At 56.7% G+C, this 21,221-nt stretch carries 18 protein-coding genes; 6 read left to right on the top strand and 12 right to left on the bottom strand.

Annotated features, from left to right (window positions below; all coding sequences use genetic code 11):
• Window positions 1-16 precede the first annotated feature (16 nt).
• The 3 genes from FWJ25_RS05435 to FWJ25_RS05425 all read right to left on the bottom strand — a co-directional run bounded on the left by FWJ25_RS05435 (window position 17) and on the right by FWJ25_RS05425 (window position 6,723).
• A complete protein-coding gene (locus FWJ25_RS05435) occupies window positions 17-1,072 on the bottom strand; it encodes a class I SAM-dependent methyltransferase (RefSeq protein WP_149599248.1) in 1,056 nt (351 codons plus the stop codon).
• A gap of 18 nt (window positions 1,073-1,090) precedes the next feature.
• On the bottom strand, window positions 1,091-1,771 hold the full coding sequence (gene can, locus FWJ25_RS05430) for a carbonate dehydratase (RefSeq protein ID WP_149599247.1): 681 nt from the start codon (window positions 1,769-1,771) through the stop codon (window positions 1,091-1,093).
• Window positions 1,772-1,836: 65 nt separating this feature from the next.
• The gene (locus FWJ25_RS05425) at window positions 1,837-6,723 is read right to left on the bottom strand and encodes an NAD-glutamate dehydrogenase (RefSeq protein ID WP_149599246.1); all 4,887 of its coding nucleotides are present in this window, start codon (window positions 6,721-6,723) and stop codon (window positions 1,837-1,839) included.
• 160 nt (window positions 6,724-6,883) lie between these two features.
• Here FWJ25_RS05425 and FWJ25_RS05420 point away from each other — a divergent pair, with 160 nt between their 5' ends.
• The 6 genes from FWJ25_RS05420 to FWJ25_RS05395 are packed head-to-tail and all read left to right on the top strand — an operon-like array spanning window position 6,884 to window position 13,855.
• On the top strand, window positions 6,884-7,846 hold the full coding sequence (locus tag FWJ25_RS05420; protein WP_149599245.1) for an AAA family ATPase: 963 nt from the start codon (window positions 6,884-6,886) through the stop codon (window positions 7,844-7,846).
• A complete protein-coding gene (locus FWJ25_RS05415; RefSeq protein WP_149599244.1) occupies window positions 7,846-8,778 on the top strand; it encodes a DUF58 domain-containing protein in 933 nt (310 codons plus the stop codon). The genes FWJ25_RS05420 and FWJ25_RS05415 overlap by 1 nt, the downstream gene beginning before the upstream one ends.
• Entirely contained in the window at window positions 8,775-9,245 is a 471-nt protein-coding gene (locus FWJ25_RS05410) for a DUF4381 domain-containing protein (protein WP_149599243.1), read from the top strand. Before FWJ25_RS05415 ends, FWJ25_RS05410 begins: the two co-directional genes overlap by 4 nt.
• On the top strand, window positions 9,239-10,297 hold the full coding sequence (locus tag FWJ25_RS05405) for a vWA domain-containing protein (protein ID WP_149599242.1): 1,059 nt from the start codon (window positions 9,239-9,241) through the stop codon (window positions 10,295-10,297). The genes FWJ25_RS05410 and FWJ25_RS05405 overlap by 7 nt, the downstream gene beginning before the upstream one ends.
• Complete coding sequence (locus tag FWJ25_RS05400; protein WP_188093571.1) at window positions 10,290-12,122, top strand: VWA domain-containing protein; 1,833 nt, start codon at window positions 10,290-10,292, stop codon at window positions 12,120-12,122. The genes FWJ25_RS05405 and FWJ25_RS05400 overlap by 8 nt, the downstream gene beginning before the upstream one ends.
• Window positions 12,123-12,172: 50 nt before the next feature.
• Window positions 12,173-13,855: a BatD family protein gene (locus tag FWJ25_RS05395; RefSeq protein WP_246166663.1), complete on the top strand. Its 1,683-nt coding sequence runs from the start codon at window positions 12,173-12,175 to the stop codon at window positions 13,853-13,855.
• Window positions 13,856-13,886: 31 nt separating this feature from the next.
• On the opposite strand, the gene ccmI is transcribed toward FWJ25_RS05395, so the two are convergent.
• From ccmI to ccmA, 9 genes are read right to left on the bottom strand one after another with little or no spacing between them, the layout of a single operon-like run.
• On the bottom strand, window positions 13,887-15,146 hold the full coding sequence (gene ccmI / locus FWJ25_RS05390; protein ID WP_149599240.1) for a c-type cytochrome biogenesis protein CcmI: 1,260 nt from the start codon (window positions 15,144-15,146) through the stop codon (window positions 13,887-13,889).
• Between the two features lie 48 nt (window positions 15,147-15,194).
• A complete protein-coding gene (locus FWJ25_RS05385; protein ID WP_246166662.1) occupies window positions 15,195-15,647 on the bottom strand; it encodes a cytochrome c-type biogenesis protein in 453 nt (150 codons plus the stop codon).
• Between the two features lie 26 nt (window positions 15,648-15,673).
• Entirely contained in the window at window positions 15,674-16,210 is a 537-nt protein-coding gene (locus tag FWJ25_RS05380; RefSeq protein WP_149599238.1) for a DsbE family thiol:disulfide interchange protein, read from the bottom strand.
• Window positions 16,207-18,207 (bottom strand): heme lyase CcmF/NrfE family subunit, encoded by a 2,001-nt coding sequence (locus FWJ25_RS05375; protein WP_149599237.1) that lies wholly within the window; start codon window positions 18,205-18,207, stop codon window positions 16,207-16,209. The genes FWJ25_RS05380 and FWJ25_RS05375 overlap by 4 nt, the downstream gene beginning before the upstream one ends.
• Before the next feature lie 36 nt (window positions 18,208-18,243).
• Complete coding sequence (gene ccmE / locus FWJ25_RS05370) at window positions 18,244-18,711, bottom strand: cytochrome c maturation protein CcmE (RefSeq protein ID WP_149599236.1); 468 nt, start codon at window positions 18,709-18,711, stop codon at window positions 18,244-18,246.
• Between the two features lie 14 nt (window positions 18,712-18,725).
• Complete coding sequence (gene ccmD / locus FWJ25_RS05365; protein ID WP_149599235.1) at window positions 18,726-18,962, bottom strand: heme exporter protein CcmD; 237 nt, start codon at window positions 18,960-18,962, stop codon at window positions 18,726-18,728.
• Between the two features lie 3 nt (window positions 18,963-18,965).
• Window positions 18,966-19,709, bottom strand: a complete 744-nt coding sequence (locus tag FWJ25_RS05360; RefSeq protein ID WP_149599234.1) for a heme ABC transporter permease — start codon at window positions 19,707-19,709, stop codon at window positions 18,966-18,968.
• Window positions 19,710-19,742: 33 nt separating this feature from the next.
• Entirely contained in the window at window positions 19,743-20,468 is a 726-nt protein-coding gene (ccmB, locus tag FWJ25_RS05355; RefSeq protein ID WP_149599233.1) for a heme exporter protein CcmB, read from the bottom strand.
• Window positions 20,458-21,096 (bottom strand): cytochrome c biogenesis heme-transporting ATPase CcmA, encoded by a 639-nt coding sequence (gene ccmA / locus FWJ25_RS05350; protein WP_149599232.1) that lies wholly within the window; start codon window positions 21,094-21,096, stop codon window positions 20,458-20,460. Before ccmA ends, ccmB begins: the two co-directional genes overlap by 11 nt.
• Between the last annotated feature and the right edge of the window lie 125 nt (window positions 21,097-21,221).

Raw genomic sequence — 21,221 nt, 5'->3', positions numbered from 1 at the left:
CCCCAGGGGCTTTTTTTTATCTGCGCACAGCCCTGTAGACGGTGAACTTTCGATCTTCGTATAGTCGCTCAACCGGGCCGACAAATCGCTTGATCATGGTTTCATAGGGCAGGAACGTATTTGCCACGAGGCGCAGTTCACCTCCGGACGTCAGATGGCGAGCCACATCCCGAAGGAAGTTCTCGGTCATTGAGGTATCGGTTTTAACGCCGGCATGGAAAGGAGGGTTGGTCACGACGGCCGACCAGCGACCTTCCAGTTCACTCAAACCATCCGACGCGATGATGTCCCCTTTGGCCCCGGCTCGATCATAGGTTGCCCGGGCACAAGTAACCGCCTGGTACTGTACATCCACCGCATCAACCGGTGTTACCGGCTTGTCGTTAGCCGCCTGCCAGCCCTGAAGCCAGGCACCGACAACCCCGGCGCCACAGGCAAAATCCAGTACCTTTGAAGCCTTCAGCGGTGCCTCTGCCAGGGAGTCCAGCAGTCGTGCGGTACCATCATCCAGTTCGCCCTTACTGAAGATGCCCGGCAGCCCGGCGATCTGCAGGGAAACCCCACTGTTGCTGACTGTATGCCACTCGAACCAGTCGGCAATCTCAAAGCGCTCCAGCGGGGCCGAATTGGTTGCCGTCCACACCTGGCAATGTCGTGCGCTGTCGATCTTTCCTGCGTCCGGAGCGACCGCCCGCAGCTGCTTGATGGCCCCGGCAATACCTTCTTTCTTTTCTCCCACCAGGATGATCGTTGCGCCATCACGACCGAGCCAGCGAGCCAGTGCCAGCCTCAAATCCAGCTCTGCTCGCACTTTGGGGAGGAATATCGACACCACATCGCAACTCGCAGGTTGCAGCGCGGACACGTCGTAGCCATAACAGATTTGCCAGTCAGCCTGGCTTTCAAGCGCCTTTACTTGGCCGGCATGCTCGCTCACAGCAATGCCGCCTGCAGGCAACTCGGCAAGAATTGAGGGGGAGGCGGGACCGATGAGCGCTACCCGGCCGGTCAACAGATCGCGGTTACGAAGCAGTGCTTCATGAGAGTTGGGCAAGGAATTGGATAAGGACATGTAAAATGATAAAGCCTTTTAAACGTTTTTCTGACGAACAGCACGGACAGGGCGCTGGACAAGTTCTTCCAGCGCGCGCTGTTGGATGCGTTCGCGTTCTTCTTCGTTGGAAATCGAAAGCCCCATGTCCCGAAGAATGCCGTCAGCGACATCGTAAACAAACCCATGAACTGTCAGCGGCTGTCCCCGTCCCCAGGCTTCATGAACGATGTTGTTCTGGCATACGTGACCGACCTGCTCCAGAACGTTCAGTTCACAGAGCCTATCGACCCGGTCCTGTTCGCTGGTAATCGCATTCAGCACATCCTGATGACGATCCCGTACATCCTGAACGTGACGCAGCCAGTTGCTGATAAGGCCGAATCCCTCATTCCGCAACGCAGCTTTGACACCACCGCAGCCATAGTGGCCAACGACCATGATGTGGCGAACCTTGAGCACTTCGATGGCGAACTGTAACACCGACAGGCAGTTAAAATCGGTATGAACGACGACATTCGCCACATTTCGATGAACAAACAGTTCGCCAGGGACCATATCCACAATCTGGTTGGCAGGTACGCGACTGTCCGCACAACCAATCCACAGGTATTCCGGAGCCTGCTGATTGGACAGCCGATCAAAAAACTTCGGATCGGCCATCTTGATACCATTGGCCCAGGCGCGGTTCTTATCCAGAAGGTGGTCTAACTGCCCCATGAGTACATATCCATCAATGAGTGTCGGGTCGTGATTGAACGCGACCCGATGCCACAAAGCAATACTCAGTTAGTCTGTTCCCCGCTGTCCGGCTGCGAGGAGTGAATCGTACTTTGCGCAAGATCAAGTAGCTCCCTCAAAGCGACCGAGAACATCGCATATTCGGGCTCCCGAACACTCTTGAGTTCAGCCAGCATGGATTTCCAGCGCTCGATCATCGGCTCATGATACTTCAACCAGCTCTCCACACTCGCCGGTACATCCTTTGGCTTGCTGGCCAGATTCAATACCCCGGTGGTCAACGCCCGCTGTTGCCAGTCGAGGTCCTCGCGGAAACTTTCCCGGGCCAGCGCCTGCCAGTGGGACGCCGGCGCCAGGGTAGCGATGGCATTGGCGAACCAGTCCAGGTCGAGTTTATCGCCGAGCTCGTAGTAGAGGTTCGCCACGGTTTTGAGAGGCATCCCTGTCGCTTCCCTGGCTTCAATGATGCCCAGAGACGAATACAGGTAATCGGTACCAGAAACCACCGAAGCCAGTTCCTTGGGCAAGCCGGCGTCGACCAGCGCCTGGTGACGTTTCTCCCAATCGGTACGGGCCTGTTCGCCCAGATACTCAGGCAAGCCGGCCGTAATCGCCCAGACGCTGTCGGCGAAACGTTCCATGTGAGCCTGAATACTGAGCTCCGCCCGGCGATTACGCAGCAGCCAACGCACAGAGCGGCGCATCAGCCTCATCAACTCCTGCATGAGTTCCATCTGGAGCTGGGCGGAAACATGAAAATCCTGTGCTTCGATCTTGTCCCACCAGTTATCAATGCGGAACACATCCCGGGCAATGATCCAGGCCAGTGCAATCGACCCGGCATCCGCTCCAGTGGATTGATTCAGCCGTTCAACGAAAGTAATCCCCATGTGATTGACCATGTCATTGGCAATCTGGGTGGCCACGATTTCTCTCCGCAACTGGTGCTCACCCAGCTCTTGCGAGAATTTCTGAGTCAGCCCACGCGGGAATACCTTATACATTTCTCCTGCCAGCAGCGGCTCATCAGGCAATGTGCTCTCGACCAGCGCCTGCTTAAGATCCCCTTTCACGTATGAAATCAGCACCGAGAGTTCAGGACGGGTCAGGCCCTTCTTGTCCAGTTTCCGTTCAGACAGGGTTTCATCATCCGGCAGGAATTCGAGGGCACGATTGAGTTTGCCCTCGCTTTCCAGGGTATTCATCAAGCGACGGTATTCCTCAAGCCGTGATGCCGCATCTTCGCTGGCAATGCTGATCGCCTGGGTCTGCCGGTAGTTGTTCTTCAGTACCAGAGCAGACACATCATCAGTCATCTCCTCAAGCATCGCATTACGCTGCTTGTCTGTGAGGTCGCCCATGGAGACCACCTGGTTCAGGAGGATCTTCATGTTTACTTCATGATCCGAACAGTCCACGCCACCGGAATTGTCGATGAAATCGGTGTTGAGGCGACCGCCTTTCAGGGCATATTCGATACGGCCAAGCTGAGTCAGCCCCAGATTGCCCCCCTCACCCACAACTTTGCATCGCAGCTCCGATCCGTTGATGCGGAGGCCGTCATTAGCCTTGTCGCCGACATCGCTGTGGGACTCGGAAGCGGCCTTCACATAGGTTCCGATACCACCAACCCACAACAAATCCACCTGAGCCTTGAGAATGTGAGAGATCAGCATGTTGGGAGGTACCCTGTCAGCCTTGATTCCCAGTAGCTTCCGGATCTCCGGGCTCAGGGGAATGGACTTGGCATTTCGGCTGAACACGCCGCCACCCTTGGAAATCAGTTTGCTGTCGTAATCTGTCCAGGCAGAACGGGGCAACTCGAACAGACGCTTGCGCTCCTTGTAACTCCTTTCAGGGTCCGGTGATGGGTCGACAAAAATGTGAATATGGTTGAACGCTGCCACCAGTTTCGTCTTCTCAGAGCAAAGCAGGCCGTTACCAAATACGTCCCCGCCCATATCACCGATACCAATGGCAGTGAATTCGTCCAGGGCCGGATTGATGCCCATTTCCCGGAAGTGGCGCTCCACAGACACCCAGGCACCCCGAGCGGTGATGCCCATTTTCTTGTGGTCGTAACCATTGCTGCCTCCGGAGGCGAAGGCATCACCCATCCAGAAGCCGTATTCAGCCGACAGACCATTGGCTATATCCGAGAAGGTTGCCGTACCCTTGTCCGCCGCAACCACCAGGTAATGGTCGTCCTCATCGTGGCGTACCACGCTCTCTGGCGGCTGAATTCCTGCATCGACCAGGTTGTCGGTGATATCCAGCAGCCCGCGGATAAAGGTTTTGTAGGCCTCGATACCCTCGGCCTGGAAGGCCTCCCTGTCGGATGGGTCCGGGAGGCGCTTGGCAACAAAACCACCTTTGGCGCCGACCGGCACAATCACCGCGTTCTTGACCTGCTGAGCCTTCACCAGCCCGAGAATTTCTGTGCGATAGTCCTCGAACCGGTCAGACCAACGCAGCCCGCCGCGGGCGACCTTACCGCCGCGCAGGTGCACACCTTCCACCCTTGGTGAGTACACGAAGATCTCGAACATCGGCAATGGCAGCGGCATGTCCGGTATGCGGGACGGATCGAATTTCACGCTGATGTATGGTTTGACTCCCCCATCAGAATCCGGCTGGAAGTAGTTGGTTCGGAGAGTAGCCTGCATCAACTCCAAGTATAGCCGGAGTACCCTGTCCTCACTCAGGTTGTCGACCCCGTCCAGCCCCGCATTGAATTCGATTTCCAGTTTCTGCTGAGCAGCTTTGCTCTTGGCCTCGCTCTGGTTTTTGTCCGGATTGAACCTCACTTCGAAGTAATCCAGCAGAATCCGGGTCAGCTCCACGTGGTTGACCAGGGTATTTGAAATAAAGGTCTGACTATTGGAGAAGCGAATCTGCCGCATGTATCGGGCATAGGTCCTGAGCAGCGCAATTTCCCGCCAGCTCATGTAGGACGATAGCAGCATCCGGTTGAACGCATCATTCTCGGCATCACCGTGCCAGACCCGCCGGAACAGGTCTTCAAAAATCGGCCGGATACGATGAATGTCCACAATACGCCCTGAATGAGCCTTGAGCGCAAAGTCATGAATCCAGACAGTCTTACCGCTCCGATCAATCACTTCAAAGGGATGCTCACCCAACACCCGGAATCCCAGGTTGTCAAAGATCGGCATCACGTCCGATAACGGCAGCGGCTGATCCGGGAAGAACAGTTTGAAGTGCAGCGTGCTTTCATCTTCTTCCAGAGCACGATAAAAACTCATCGCCAGATCACCCTGACGGGCGGCCGTGGAGATATGCTCCAGATCAATCGCAGCACGGCGCGGCGAAAACATATCGGTGTAACTGGCAGGAAAACCTCCGGCCCAGAGCCGGTATAACTCGTTACCCTGTTCCTCGCCGTAAGTTTCACTCAGCGCGTCATAGAGCCCGTCCCGCCAGGACTGAGCCAGCGCTATAACCTTCTCCCGGATTTCAGCCACCGGGAGTTGGCGGTTCTCGACCTGGGGCACGCGGATGGTGAACTGGACGCGGGCCAGCACTGATTCGGAAAAATGCGTAACAAATTCCACATCCTCGGCACCGAGCGTATCAATCAATACCTGCTCGACCCTGAGTCGCAACTCAGTGTTGTAGATATCCCGAGGGAAGAACGCCAGGCAGGTCACGAACTGGCCATACACATCTTCACGAATGAACAGTTCAATCCGGCGACGCTCCTGGATATAGAGAATGCTCTTGGCGACCTTCAATAGCTCATCGGTCTTGATCTGGAATAACTCATCCCTGGGGTACAGAGTCAGAATCTGTTCCAGTTCTTTACCGGCGTAGTCATCCGTAAGGAACCCGGATTCTTTCATCACCCGCTGAAATTTCCGCCGCAGGAGGGGAATCTCGTCCGGCCGCTCGTTATAGACCCGGGCCGTGTAGAGACCAAGGAAACGGCGCTCTCCGACCACTTCCCCCTTGGCGTTGAACTTCTTGACCGCGATGTAGTCCGGGTAGGCAGGACGGTGGACCCGGGAACGCTGGGCCGATTTGGCAAAGATGAAAATATCGTCGGTGCGCGTCATTTCATGACGGGTGCGCTGAGGCAGCTCATTCAGCCGCACACGGTCCGGTCGTTCATTGTTAACCCGGAGAATACCCAACTCCGAGTCCTCGACCCTTCTCACGACAATCCCGCTCCGGTCCTTCGCAAAATCGTATTCGTCATAACCCAGGAAAGTGAAATGATCCTGCAACAACCAGTGCAGGAATCCACGGGCCTCTTCCTTCTCTTCGTCGGATATTCCCGCTTTGGTTTTATCCAGACCCGTGAGAATTTCACTGACCTTCTCCGTCACCACCGGGAAGTCCGACACTGCGATACGAACCTCGTGCAATACAGTCTGCAACGCGTCTTCCAGCGCCTTAAGATCCTCGGGGTCGCTGTGCCGGTCGATTTCCAGCACAATGAAAGCCTCATATTCCGCGCCGGAACTGCTTTTCTTCGTGGGCAGCAACTTTTTGAGTTTGCCCTCTTTGGTCCGCTCGACCTGCAGAATCGAATGCTGGATTGAATGGGTACCGATTTCCCGCTGATTGATCGCAATTCGAAGCGAGTCGATCAGGAATGGAATGTTCGGATGCAGGATAAAAACAACGGTATGGGTCGATTGCCATCCGTCACTTTCAAGATCCGGATTAAAAACAGATACCGGCGTTTCTTCACCACTCCGCTTCTGGAGAAACTGCCAGGCGGCCAGTACCGCACCATAGGTATCCGAGAATCGTCGACTGACAAGCTCCTCGAGGGGGATATGTGCATAATGCTGTTTGGCAAATTCGCTGATCTTCTTAGCTTCTGTTTTTGCGATTTTTTGGGAGAAAGCCTCAGCCAACTGTTCAAAGAACTGTTCCTTGCTGGCCACTGTCAGCGCATTCATGTCGAACCTCAGTTAACGTGAAATAAACGTAATCGATGTATTGTCACTTAAGCATAGTCAAGCCCTTGATTTTTGCTCCCCAGACGCAAAAACTGCGGCATCTACTTACGCAAGATCCGGATACCTCAGATCATCCTCAAAAGAGGGGCAATCACTTCTCATGTCGTTACAGAATACGTTCGGTGAATTACGGGATCAGCTGGCCAAGCGGATTATTGGCCAGGAACGGTTGGTAGAGCGGCTTCTGATCGCTTTGCTTGCAGATGGCCACCTGCTCGTCGAAGGCGCTCCAGGGCTCGCAAAAACCACCGCCATAAAAGCCCTTGCAGATCATCTTGAGGGCGACTTCCATCGCATCCAGTTCACCCCGGACTTACTGCCATCCGATGTCACCGGAAGCGAAATCTATCGGGCCGAAACGGGGCTGTTCGAATTTCAGCGTGGTCCTATTTTCCATAATCTGGTGCTCGCCGATGAAATAAACCGGGCACCGGCAAAGGTACAGTCAGCGCTTCTCGAAGCCATGGGTGAACGCCAGATCAGCGTGGGCATGCAAACCTTCCCACTCGACAAACTATTTATGGTCATGGCCACCCAGAATCCGATTGAACAGGAAGGTACCTACCCCCTCCCTGAAGCCCAGCTGGACCGATTTCTGATGCATGTGGTGATTGACTATCCCGACGCGGAATCCGAAAGGGCTATCCTGCATCTCGCACGGAACGACTATCGCCAGGGCCAGCCCAAAGCGGACATTCGCCTGTCTGCAGAGGAAGTCTTCGCCGCTCGCAGCGAGGTTGCGGAAATCTACATGGCCGAAGCCGTCGAGAAATATCTGCTTGCTCTGGTACTGGCTTCCCGTGACGCCGCCAGCCTGGATCCGGAACTGGCCCGCTGGACCGCATTCGGTGCCAGTCCCCGGGGTACCATTGCCCTCGACCGATGCGCCCGGGCCCTGGCATGGCTCGACGGTCGGGATTACGTGACTCCAGATGACGTGAGGAGCATGGCTTTCGATGTTCTGCGCCACCGAATCCTGCTGACCTTTGAGGCTGAGGCCGAGGGCATGACGGCAGACACCGTAATCGAACGTTTGATTGACCGGGTGCCGGTCACCGCGTAATGGCCGAAATAACCATCAGTCTTCCCGATCTGATCCGGCTACAGGCGGACGCCAGGGCTCTGAAGCTGCCTGCTGCCCGCCAGGTCCGGAGTCGTCAGGCTGGACTACAGCACTCTCCACAGAGGGGGCGGGGGATGGCTTTCGCGGAAGTTCGCCAATACCAGCCTGGTGATGATATCCGCAGTATCGACTGGCGGGTAACAGCCCGCCGGCAAGCCCCCCACACCAAACTCTACGAAGAGGAACGGGAACGCCCCGTTTTGCTCCTGTGCGATCTCGGACCCAGCCTGTTCTTTGCCAGTACCGGCGCCTACAAGCAGGTACGCTGCGCTCAGGCGGCTTCCATTCTTGCCTGGCTGGCGTTGTGGGCAGGCGATCAGGTCGGAGGCATTGTCTTTAACACCCGGGAGCTCATCGTCCAACGCCCTGCGCGCCGCAAAAAGTCCGTTCTTCAGTTCCTCGACACGCTTGCGAAGCTGCAACAACACCCCGGACAGAACGAAGGGAAGGAGATGTCTGCAGAAAATGCGTTTGGGCTGGATCAGGCCATTGCGGAAGTCCGACGGGTTGCCCACACCGGCAGCCGGATCTTCGTTATCAGTGATTTTATGAATATCTCCGGCGACACTGGCACGCTGCTTGGTGCCCTTGCCAGACACAATACGGTCAGCGCCCTTCGCATTATCGATCCCCTTGAACAACACATGCCGGAAAGCGGGCGATTCGCCGTCGCAGGCCCCGATGGGCCGGTCTGGTTCGATGCTTCCAATTCACGGTTTCAAAGCGCCTGGCGGCAAAAACTGGAAGAACATGAGCAGGCACTGGAAAGCTGCTTCAGGATGTCCGGGGTAAGCTCGGCCACTCTGTCCACTGCCGAAAACCCGGCGACGGCCCTGAAACCTCTGCTGGGGCCCGGGGGACGAATCGGATGAACCCACAGTCTACCCTCGGCGAACTCAGGGATATTCATCTCCCGGAAACGGGCGGTTTCTGGCCGCCCGCACCAGGCTGGTGGCTGCTTGCTCTGTGTCTTCTGCTCGTGATTGCTGCCGCCGTCTGGTTCATTATGCGCCGGCACAGAAAATGTCGGTGGCTAAGGCTTGCCAGGAGACAGCTCGGTGAGCTGGAAAGCCGTGCAAGCAGGAATCCGCAATGGTTTGCACAGCTCAACACTCTGCTCAAGCAGGCCGCCCGGGAACGATACAGGGATCAACACCCGGAGGCTCTGTCCGGCGACGACTGGATTCGTTTTCTGCTGCAGACCTCTCCGGATGGTGATGCCGATTCGCGCCAGATTGTGGAGGCTATCGTTCACAGTGCCTGGCAACCTGCAACACATGCCGATCCGATTCTTGCCATAAGCTTTGCCCGCCAGTGGCTGGGAGGCCAGAAATGCTGAACCTCGCCTACCCCTGGCTGCTGCTCCTGACCGTGATCCCTCTGCTGCTGTATTGGTGGCGATCCCACCGGCAAGCGGTGGACGCTCCGGTGCTGCCCATGGGGCACTGGCTTTCCGACCTGCCAGGTGTGAGCCATCGAGGTAATGCAACGCCCTTGTGGCGCCAGTTGCTGCTTTTGCTGGGATGGTGTCTTCTTGTACTCGCCCTGGCCCGCCCGCAGCACGTGGGTGAACAGGTCCAGTTGCCCGTCACAGGGAGAGATCTCATGCTACTGGTAGATATCTCGCCCAGCATGGACGAACAGGACATGGTTGTTCAGGGGCGTAGCATTAACCGCCTGCAGGCGGTGAAAGTTGTACTGGATGACTTCATTACCCGAAGGCAAGGTGATCGCCTGGGGCTGATCCTGTTTGGCACAGAACCTTACGTTCAGGCGCCGCTGACCTTCGATCTGAAAACCGTGAAGACGCTGCTGACAGAGGCCGGCCTGGGTATGGCAGGACGTGCAACGGCTATCGGAGACGCTGTTGGATTGTCCATCAAGCGCCTGCGTGACCGACCCCAGGATCAGCGGGTAGCGATTCTGCTGACAGACGGAGCCAATACCGCCGGCGAGATCACACCGGACAAAGCGACTGAAATAGCCAAAGCGGCCGGCGTTCGCCTCTACACGATCGGAATTGGCGCTGAATCCATGATTCAGAGCGGCTTTCTGGGTTCCCGCAGGGTTAACCCGTCCCGTGACCTGGACGAAGCCCTGCTGACCCGGATGGCCGAGCAAACCGGTGGGCAGTATTTCCGGGCCAGAAGCCTGCCGGAACTGGAAATGATCTACGAAAGCATCAATCAACTCGAGCCCATCGAGCTTGAAGGCAAGTTTTATCGCCCCGTAACCGAACTCTTCGTATGGCCTGCCGGCGCCGCGGGAATACTCTGGCTGATGTTTTTGTTGGGCAGGTTTATTGTGGCTGTGCGGGAAAAACGTGAGACTCGTGGGGGCTCTCGTGGCCATTCTCCTGGGCAATCTGTTGAGGGAGGGCTTGATGGCTGATTTTCATTTTCTGCGGCCGGTCTGGTTGCTGGTGCTGTTAGCGGTTCCATTACTGTACCTGACCATTCGGCATCTTCGATCCGGAGACAGTGGCTGGTCGCGGCTGATTCCCCAGGCGTTCCTCACCCCCTTGCTCAGGCACAATGGCCAGGCAGGGACGAAACGCCGGTCTCCGGTGCTACCCGCTATAGCGGCAATGACATTGCTGTCGATTGCCCTCGCCGGCCCGGCCTGGAGGGAGGCTCCAACACCCCTGAAGAAACCTGGTGACAGCCTGGTCATCGTGCTGGATCTTTCACTGTCCATGCTGGCCACTGATGTGGAGCCTGATCGCCTGACCCTGGCCAAGCGCAAAATCCGCGATATTCTCGCGACCCGGGAAGGCAGTCTGAACGGCCTGATTGTCTTTTCTGCTGACGCCCATGTCGTCACGCCGCTGACGGACGACCGGCAAACGATTGAGGCCATGCTGGACGTTCTGGACCCCATGATCATGCCAGCTGCGGGTAACCGCGCAGATCTTGCCATTGAACAGGCCAAGGCGCTACTACAGCAGGGAGCGCCAGGCAAAGGACGCATTCTGCTACTCAGTGACGACATTCAGGCCCGCTATTTCGACACTATCCGCGAGAGCCTTGCAGACACCGGGTTTTCGCTGAGTACCCTAACAATTGGCACCCGGGCCGGAGGCCCTATCCCACTTGCCAAACGGGGATTTATCCGGGACAACGGTGACGTGGTCATTAGCAAGGCCGACCCGGAGGGGTTAGCCTTTCTCGCCAGCAAAACCCATGGTGCCAGCCATACCCTGACCCTCGATGACACCGATATTCAGGCGCTCGGACTGAGTCCTGACAGCCTCGACAGCTTCAACACCGACGGTAAATGGCAGGACCCGGAAGAAGATCTGACCGTGAGACGCTGGCAGGATGACGGCTATTGGCTGCTATGGCTTATTCTGCCCTTGTTAGTGCTTGGCTGGCGACGCGGAGCATTTGCCGTTATCGCTGTCATTTTGCTGCCACTGTCGACGCCACAACCGGCACAAGCCATGGACTGGGACAGCCTGTGGCAGCGGGAAGACCAGCGCGCCCCGACGTTGATTGAGCAAGATCCTGAGCAGGCAGCTAAAAACCTTGATAGCCCTGCCTGGCGAGGTTCCGCCCAGTACCGGTCCAATCAATTTGATGAAGCTGCCCGCACCTTCGCTCAGGTGCCCGGGGCCAGGGCAGATTTCAACCGCGGCAATGCACTGGCCAAAGCGGGTAAGCTCCAGGAGTCCATTGATGCATACAATGAAGCACTTTCCCAAAATCCGGACATGGAAGACGCCACGTTTAACCGGGATCTGGTAAAAAAGCTACTTGAGCAGCAAAAGCAACAACAGAACAAATCCGGAAAAAACCAGAACAGTAGCCAGCAAGACCAGTCCCAGCAGGATCAACAGCAAAATCAGGACGGCGAAAGCAATCAGGATCAGAATGGTCAGCAGCAACAGAACCAATCCGGCCAGAATGATCAGCAGGACAAGGGTGAGCAATCACAGCAGCCGTCCGAATCTGAACAACAGCAGAACGGCGAGTCGTCAGAACAACAAAGCGAGCCACAACAGCCGCAGCAAGCTGACGACAGTAACCAGACGGAGCAGCCTTCTGAGCCCACTTCACAGGCCCCTTCCGAGATTTCCGAACAGCCTCTGAGCCAGGGTCAGGAACAATGGCTAAGGCGAGTCCCGGACAATCCCGGCGGCCTGCTAAGACGAAAATTCCTGCAGCAATACCAGGAACGGCAAACACCTTCCGACGAGGGCGATACACCATGGTAAAACGGCTTTTCTTTCCACTTGCCGTCTTTCTTGTCCTGACATTACAAGCAATGGCATCCCACGCGGAGGAACTCAGGGTTGAACCGGACCGGACCCAGCTCTACGAGGGCGAAGTGGTGACGCTCACGGTCAAAGGCACGATGAAGCTGGATATCAACCTGAGCAATCTGTTCGACTTCAACCTGTCTGACCTCCCCAATCCGGATATCGAAAAGGTGGAACCGGACTTCAGGATTCTCTCCCGGAATCAGCGGTACAGCATTCGTACTGTCAACAATGACATGGTGGGCGAAATTACCTGGACCTACCAGCTGGCTCCCGAGAGCACCGGCAAACTGACCATTCCCGCTCTGACCTTCCGAGACGCAACGTCTGAGCCGGTTACCATTGAGGTCATTGACGGAACGCCACCGCAACAGGACCCGGCCAGTGCCAGGGACAGCTTTATCGAGTTGGCCGCCGACAAGGCAGAAGTTTATGTTCAGGAACAGCTTACGCTGACCGTTCGCCTGTTCTTCAGCGGCAACCTGATTCGTGGCGACCTGTCCGAACCGGAACACCCGAACGCGATTATCGAGCCGCTTGGAAAGCAAACAGAATACTCCCGGTACAGGGATGGCATTCGTTACCGGGTGGTAGAACGGCGCTACGCCCTGTTCCCCCAGCAGCCAGGTACTCTCACCCTGCCTGCTATCAAATTTGAAGGTCAGGCCCGGGACACCGAGGGCAAGCTGATTTTCCTGAGGGACAGCGAGCAACTTTATGATGTGCCGGTCAAGGATATTCCCGCCAGTTTCACCGGCGACACCTGGCTACCCGCCAGTGATCTGACTCTCTCCGAGTCCGGTCTGCCACCCACGATGAAAGTAGACACCGGAGAGAATCTCACCCGGGAGCTGTCTCTGGAAGCCAAGGGCCTGCCCTCCGAAGCGCTGCCTCCTATTCCCGATGAAGTGCCTGAAGGACTCAGGAGCTATCCTGACCAGCCGGAACGCTCCACTATCAAGACACAAGAGGGGCTGACGTCCACACTGAGTCAGACCAGCGCACTGGTGCCCGTGAAGCCCGGGAAAATGACGCTGCCGGAAATTCGTATCCCCTGGTGGGATACGGATACCGATAGCCAGCAATATGCAGTACTCAATGCCAAGATACTGGAAGTGGGAGGTGCCGCCCCGGCTGCCGCTAAACCCGTGGCACCAGCCCCGGAATCGCCCGAGCCCACGACGTCGGAACGTCAGGAACCCGCACCCCGGACCCCACAAGATTCAGGTGAGCCAGTATGGCAATTACTGGCTCTGGCCTTCGGCGGTCTATGGTTGGTGACACTGGTTGCGTGGTGGGCGGCCCACAAACGGAGTTCCGGCGAAGCAACCACTCCGGTGACCAAAGCCGGAAATCAGGAATCTCAAGTGTTCGACGAGCTTGTGGATGCCATCAGGACAGGTTCCGCAAGCTCCCCGGCACTCATGCTTCGGTGGATGAATCTGGCGTTTCCGGGCCACAACTTCCGCACTGCGTCGGAAGCCATCAGTCATACCGCGAGCCCGGAACTGCAAGCTGCGTTCGCGGATTTGCAGTCGCACCTGTTTGCGGCTGAAGGTCGTATCGAGGGATGGGACGGTAAAAAACTGGCTGTATTACTACAGCACTTGCGTAGCGGTAAGAGCAAGGGCAAGGCCAGGAAGGAAACAGCCTTGCCACCCCTGTATCCGAAAAACCTGACAGCCTGAGGGTATCACGCTGTCAGGATACACCGGTTAATCAGTTCGTCAGCTGCTTATCAATCACAACTTCGACCACATCCCCATTTCCATCTGTGACAGCAACCGGGTCGACAATACTTCCCTGCCAATCACCCGGTTGTGCCATAGCGGTTCCCGAGCGGCTCAACCGGGCGGTGATCAACACTTCATCTACGGCTGAGATTTTTGCCTGAGGAGACATTGAACGACTATCGTCCAGCCGCACTTCCACCGGCAAAGACGAGGCACTGAGGCGTGCAATGGCCAGCGGAGGACCCGCCTGACCTCCGACCTGACGGGCAAAAATAAACAGCGTTGTGTCTTCAGGGACCAGGCCCTTGAAGGCATCGTCCAAAGCGACTCTAACCGTTACCCCCGGGCCAGATGTGGCGATTTCCTGCGCAGGCGGCTCTTCACCCAGGCGACGGTATGCTTCATCGATACCGCCCTGAATCGCCGCGATCTGCGGGTGGTCTGGCGCTACCGAAATGATACGTTCCCAGAACCCGATGGCTTCACGGTATTGTTCCTGACTGAAGGCGTGAATACCAAGTAGGCCGAGCGCATTAACTTCATCCGGATTGACTTCACGGGCCGCATCAATCGCGGCAGTGACATCCGGCGTCAGCTCGCCCTCGCTGTCAAAGAACAGGGCCTGCGCCGCCAACCCCAGAGCTACCGCCCGGGAACTCTCTGTGTCCGTTACACCCGACAGTCTCTGGAAGGCCCAGGCCGCATCCCTGTAGCGTTCGAGGCGCATATAACTCTGGCCCAGCATCGCCCAGCCATCCGGGTTATCCGGGCTCGCTTCGAGTTTGTCCCGGAGCTGCTCAACCAAACCGCTCATCTGCTCGGCACGCGCAGCGTTTGAGTCTCCCATCTGTTGCATGGTGATGTACTGCTCTACCCTGTCCATGGCACCCCATTCCTCATACAACAAAAAGGTTGCTGCCGGGATCAGCAGTATGGCCAGTAGGCCTACGACCCTTGCGCTGCGGCGCCCACTGCTAAGGGATGAACGAAAGCTGCCTTCTTCCACATCATCAAGCATGCTACCAGCGAGCTCTTCCTTCATCTGCTCATAGGTTTCTTCGTCCAGGGCACCAGCCTCAAACTCTTCATCGAGTTCCTTCCGACGAGTCCGATAGGCCATCAGGTTCTGATTTTTAAGGTCAGTTCGTTCCGTGGAGCCGGTCCGATGGAACAAAACCGGGTAAAGAACAAAAGCGATGGCGAGGATGATCAGTACCGCTGCGGCAATCCAGAATGTTTCGGTCATGAAGCTTATCGTCACTGGTTCAAATCAAGTGTTCGTGGGGCGTATGGATCAGGAACGGTTGTCCTGTTCATCACCATCGAGAATCTGCGCGGCCCTGGCTTTTTCTTCCGCGCTCAATGCAGGGGCCTTCTGGCCGGACTGCCGGGACCGCACAACCACGCCAATCACCACGAGTAATCCACCAAACACTGCAATGAAAGGCGTCGCCCAGAGCAGGATGGTGCGCTTTTCCACGGCAGGCTTGTACAGGATAAATTCACCAAACCGCGCTACCAGAGAATCCACAATCTGGTCCTCGGAAGCCCCGTCACGCATCATGCGATAGGCTTCATCACGCATATCCCTGGCAATCGGTGCGTTTGAATCAGCAATGTTCTGATTCTGGCACTTGGGGCAGCGCAGCTCCTCAATCAACGACTGGAAGCGTTCTTCCTGCTGCGCACTATCGAAGTCATAAACGTCTGCCACATCAGCGAAGGCAGCTCCGCTGAAAAGAAGCATTAAAACGGCCAACCATCTGGGCAACATCAGCCATTCCCCTTCGCTTCGTTAATCACCGGCAGCAGCGTTTCTTCCCAGACCTGCTGGTTCACGACACCCACGTGGCGGTAGCGAACCACACCACCGGCATCAATCACAAAGGTTTCCGGAGCACCGTATACGCCCAGGTCAAAGCCCAGCGTCCCCTTCGGGTCATACAGGGATGTGCTGTACGGATCGCCGAGGCGATTCAGCCAAACCAGAGCATCTTCCCGGTTGTCCTTGTAGTTGAGACCCACAATGGACACCCCCTTTTCCTTTGCCAGGCGCAGCAAATCCGGATGTTCATCCCGGCATGCAGGACACCAGGTGCCCCAGACATTGAGAAGCTGAACCTTACCTTTGAGAACGTCATTGCTGCGCTCAAGACCAGCGTCATGGAGATCCGCCAGCGTAAAGGCGGGAACAGGTTTACCAATCAAAGCTGACTCAAGCGTGGTCGTATCTTTGCCGATACCCGCAAACAGAACCACCCCGAGAACCAGCGCAACGACCAGAGGGAGAAACAGCAAAACACGCTTCATGACACAGCTCCGGCAGGATCTTCAGAGGATGTGGGCGCAGACTTTGCCTCCGCCTTCTGATCCGCACGGGAACGAATACGGTAGCGGCGATCGGAAATTGCCATGAAACCGCCTGCAGCCATGAACAGGGCGCCCAGCCACAACCAACGTACCAATGGCTTGTATTGAAGCCGGATGGCCCAGGCCTGATCGTCCAGACGCTCACCAATGGCTACGAAGATATCCCGGAACAGGCCCGCATCAATATCCGCTTCTGTCATCACGCTCATGCCCACCGGGTACTGGCGCTTCTCGGGATGCAATTCAGCGATCCGCTTACCATCGAGTACCACATCGAAGCTGCCGTACTGAGCGGTAAAGTTAGCGCCCTGACGTTGCCCGATATCCCGGAACACAAACTGGTAGTCACCCACGGTGGCGGTGTCGCCCGGCACCATGCGAACATCACGTTCGACACCGTAATTGGACACCACGGTTGCGCCGGCAATGGTGATTGCCAGGCCCAGGTGTCCAAGGATCATGCCATAGTAACTTCGGGACTGACGCTTCAGCCCGTGTACCCGGCCCTTTCGGGAATCGGACTTTTCCCATAGATCCCAGAAGGTGGCGACAGCAATCCACATGGCGCTGAACACACCCACAAGCGCCCATGGCTTGAAGCTGCCATATCCCAGAATCACCACAGTACTGGCAATGACGCTGATGGCCAGCGGCCAGAGCAACTTTCGGGCAAGCCATCCGCCGTCTGTTTTCTTCCAGCGGGAAAAAATACCGGCGCCCAGCAACAGGGCTGTAGCCACTGCCAGCGGTGTAAACGTGGTATTGAAGAACGGCTCACCGATAGACAGTTTGCCAAGTTCCAGGTAGTCCAGTACCAGCGGATACAGAGTGCCGATGGCAACCAGCAGCGTCGCAGACACCAGCAACACGTTATTCAGCAGCAGGAACACCTCCCTGGACAGGCCTCCGTAGCTGGCACGCACATGCACCACCGGTGCCCGGAACGCATACAGAGCCAGGCTCGCGAACATGGTAATTCCCAGCAGCGCCAGCAGGAACACGCCACGCTCGGGGTCCGACGCAAACGCATGCACCGAGGTCAACACACCTGAACGAACAAGGAAGGTACCCAGAAGGCTGAGAGCAAAGGTGACAATCGCCAGGAGTACTGTCCAGCTTTTGAACACGCCACGCTTTTCAGTAACCGCCAGGGTATGCATCAGAGCGGTACCCGACAGCCACGGCATCAGTGACGCATTTTCCACAGGATCCCAGAACCACCAGCCTCCCCAGCCAAGCTCGTAGTATGCCCACCAGCTACCCAATGCAATACCAACTGACAGGAAAGACCAGGCGACCGTCGTCCAGGGACGGGACCAGCGAGCCCAGGCAGCGTCAAGACGCCCGTTGATCAGGGCAGCAATAGCGAACGCAAAGGCGACGGAAAATCCAACATACCCCATGTACAGCATCGGGGGATGAACGATCAGCCCGAAATCCTGCAGCAGCGGATTCAGATCGGTGCCATCGGCCGGCACATTTGGCAGCAGACGGTCGAAGGGGTTCGACGTGATGATGATAAACAGGAGGAAACCCACACCCACCATGCCCAGTACAGACAACACCTGGGAAATCATTTCCGCTGGCAGGCGCCGGCTGAAGATAGCCACCGCCAGTGTCCAGCCGGACAACATCAGTATCCACAACAGCAGTGAACCTTCATGACCGCCCCAGACGGCGCTGAACTTGAAGTACCAGGGCAGCATGCTGTTACTGTTGTTCGCCACGTAGGCTACTGAAAAATCGTCAGTCATAAAGGCGTGGGTCAATATGCCAAACGCCAGGGCAATAAAAACAAACTGCCCGGAAGCCAGGGGGCGTGCGAACGCCTGGAGATTATCCCTGCCAGTAATCGACCCTACGAGAGGGACAACGGAAAGTAGCACTGCCAGCAACAGCGCGAGAATCAGTGCAAGCTGTCCGAGTTCCGGATACATCTGTGCCTCCAGCTATCAGGCGTTGGTGTGGTGCATTCAGTTAGTGGCCGCTTCTACCGTTTCACCGGCCTGGCCCATAGAACCATTCTTTTTCAGGGAATCCGCAACTTCCGGAGGCATGTAATTCTCGTCATGCTTGGCCAGAACCTGATCCGCGACAAAGCGTCCATTTTCATCCAGACGTCCCATGGCAACCACGCCCTGCCCCTCGGCAAACAGATCCGGCAGGATACCCTCATATTGCACAGGTACCGATTGATTGAAGTCGGTTACCTGAAACTCGACTTTCAGGCTGCCTGGATCCCGGACAACAGAGCCCTCCTTCACCATGCCACCGGCACGGATACGGACATCAACGGGAGCTTCGCCAGCAGCGATTTGCGTTGGGTCATAGAAGAGGTTGATGTTCTGCCTCAGGGCATATGTGGTCAGCCCTACTGCCAACGCAATGCCTGCAATCAGGAACAGTACGATGGTGAGCCGCTTTTTACGGATAGGATGCATTAATTACCTGCCATTCAGTCTTGGGAAACATTCACCCGGGCGAACGTCGCAGACGCCCCGGTAGCCGCTTCGCGGCCTGTGTCACTGGTAGTCTCGAACCGGCGCCGGCATGCTTCAACAGCTGCACGTTTGCTGCGGAGTGACCAGAGAACCAAAACGGCCATCAGCAGAAAGAAAACGCCATAACAGGCCCAGACATAGGGCCCATGACCTTCCATGGCAATAAACGATGCAAAGGAATCAAACGCCATGACTCAGCTCCTCCCCGCTGTGATCATTTCCCGAACCCATTTTGTCCGCTGTTCCCTCTGGAGAATCTCGGTCTGCATCCGCAGGCAGGCCAGCCAGCCGAATAGCAGATACAGGCCCAATATCGAGAGCACGAGCGGAACCCACATTTCTGCAGGCATGGACGGCTTTTCGGTCAGCTTGAAGGTGGCGGGCTGGTGGAGGGTATTCCACCATTCCACCGAGTATTTGATAATCGGAATGTTGACGACGCCCACAAGTACCAGAACCGCAACAGCGCGGGCGGCAGATTTCTCATCATTGATGGCGCGGTCAAGCGCGATGACGCCTCCGTACAGGAACAGGAGAATCAGCATAGAGGTCAGTCGGGCATCCCAGATCCACCAGGTTCCCCAGGTTGGCTTACCCCAGACGGCTCCGGTGAACAGGGAAAGGAACGTCAGGACCAGACCCACCGGTGCCACCGCCTTGACGAACACATCGGCAAGTTTCATCCGCCACACCAGCGTGACCACGGCCGCAACGGCCATCATGATGTAGGCAGACTGGGCGATAAAGGCAGTCGGGACGTGGATGAAGATAATACGGTAGCTGTTACCCTGCAGATAATCCTTTGGTGCAAATGCCAGTCCCCAGACAATACCTGCAGCCAGCAGGCCCAGCCCGAGAATCAGCAGCCAGGGCATGAACCGGGTCGCTATCCCGAAAAACCACTTGGGTGAGCCCAGTTTATGAAACCATTGCCACATCAGAGGAATTCCCCGTAGATCATCACGTTATTCCTAGCCATTCGACAGACTGATTCGCAAAGCCGCCGCTGCCGCAAACGGTGCCAGCGTTACCGCCAACACAAGAAACGCCGCCATCAGCGCCACATACGCTCCGACGGATGCTCCATCCGCCGCCGCTGCAACTGTACCCGTGCCAAAAATCAGGACGGGAATGTACAGCGGAATGATCAGCAGAGACAAGAGCACCCCCGCCGATCGTAACCCCAGGGTCAACGCTGCCCCGATTGCGCCAATCAGACTCAATACCGGTGTACCGATCAGCAGCGTTAGACACAAAACCGCAATAGAGTTCCCTTCCTGATGAACCATTACGCCAAGCACCGGTGTCAGTAGTACCAGGGGCAGCCCCGTCAGCATCCAGTGTGCCAGGGTCTTGGCCAGCACCAGCAGGAACAGTGGCTGGGGCTGAAGCACCAACTGCTCCAGAGTCCCGTCGTCAAAATCGTGACGAAACAGGTGGTCCAGAGAAAGCAGAACAGACAACAATGCCGCTACCCACAGGATACCTGCACCGGCTTCTCGCAGAAATGACACTTCCGGGCTAACTCCCAAGGGGAATAGCGACACCACCATGACAAAAAACAGCAGCGGATTGAGCAGATCCTGCTTCTGACGAAACGCCACTTTCAGGTCACGGGCAAAAACCGCCTTCATGGCAGCGAAGGCTCCAACGCCATTACGGATGGGTTTGATAACAGGTCGGGCGTCAGCATTCATCGGCAGCCCCCCCTCCAAGAACGATCTTTTTCATACCGTCCATTCGGAGATCGTGGTGGGTTGTCACCACAACAGCGCCGCCTTCGGCAGCCCGCTGCTGCAACAACGTTTCGATGGCATTCACCCCATCCGCGTCAATGGCAGTAAACACTTCATCCAGCAGCCACAGCGGCTCATCGGCTATCAGTAACCTTGCCAGGGCAACACGGCGTTGCTGGCCGGCAGACAGGTTACGGCAGGGCACATTTTCAAACCCCGAAAGGCCAGTACCAGCCAGCGCCTGCCTCAGGACGTCATCAGGCATCGGGCGGCGCGCAGCCATCAGGGCCCGGAGATTTTCCATCGGGGTAAGCAAGGATTTGATTCCCGGGCGGTGCCCAAGGTAGAGCATATTTCTCTGGAACTCTTCGCGGACGCTGGAGCGGGGTTCACCACACCACTTCAGATCTCCCGACCAGGCATCATTCAGACCGGCCAGGATACGGAGCAGCGTTGTTTTCCCGGAACCGTTCGGGCCCTCGACACGGGTAACCGTACCGGGCACTATGGAGAACGAGAGGTTGCGGAAGAGAACCCGCTCATCCCTTTCACACTGCAGATTGACAGCCTGTAGTAACGGCTCAGACATCAGGGCCCCGTAACTAGGACGATGCAGCGCTACGCAGCATCGGGTGCATTATTCACGGCGAGTATCGCCGGCGCGGCGTATTATAACGAAAGCGCTTACGGATTACTCTTGTCCGGAATCAATCA

The sequence above is a fragment of the Marinobacter salinexigens genome (assembly GCF_008370345.1).
In the GTDB taxonomy this organism is placed as follows: domain Bacteria; phylum Pseudomonadota; class Gammaproteobacteria; order Pseudomonadales; family Oleiphilaceae; genus Marinobacter; species Marinobacter salinexigens.
This window is presented reverse-complemented; position numbering and strand designations above follow the sequence as displayed.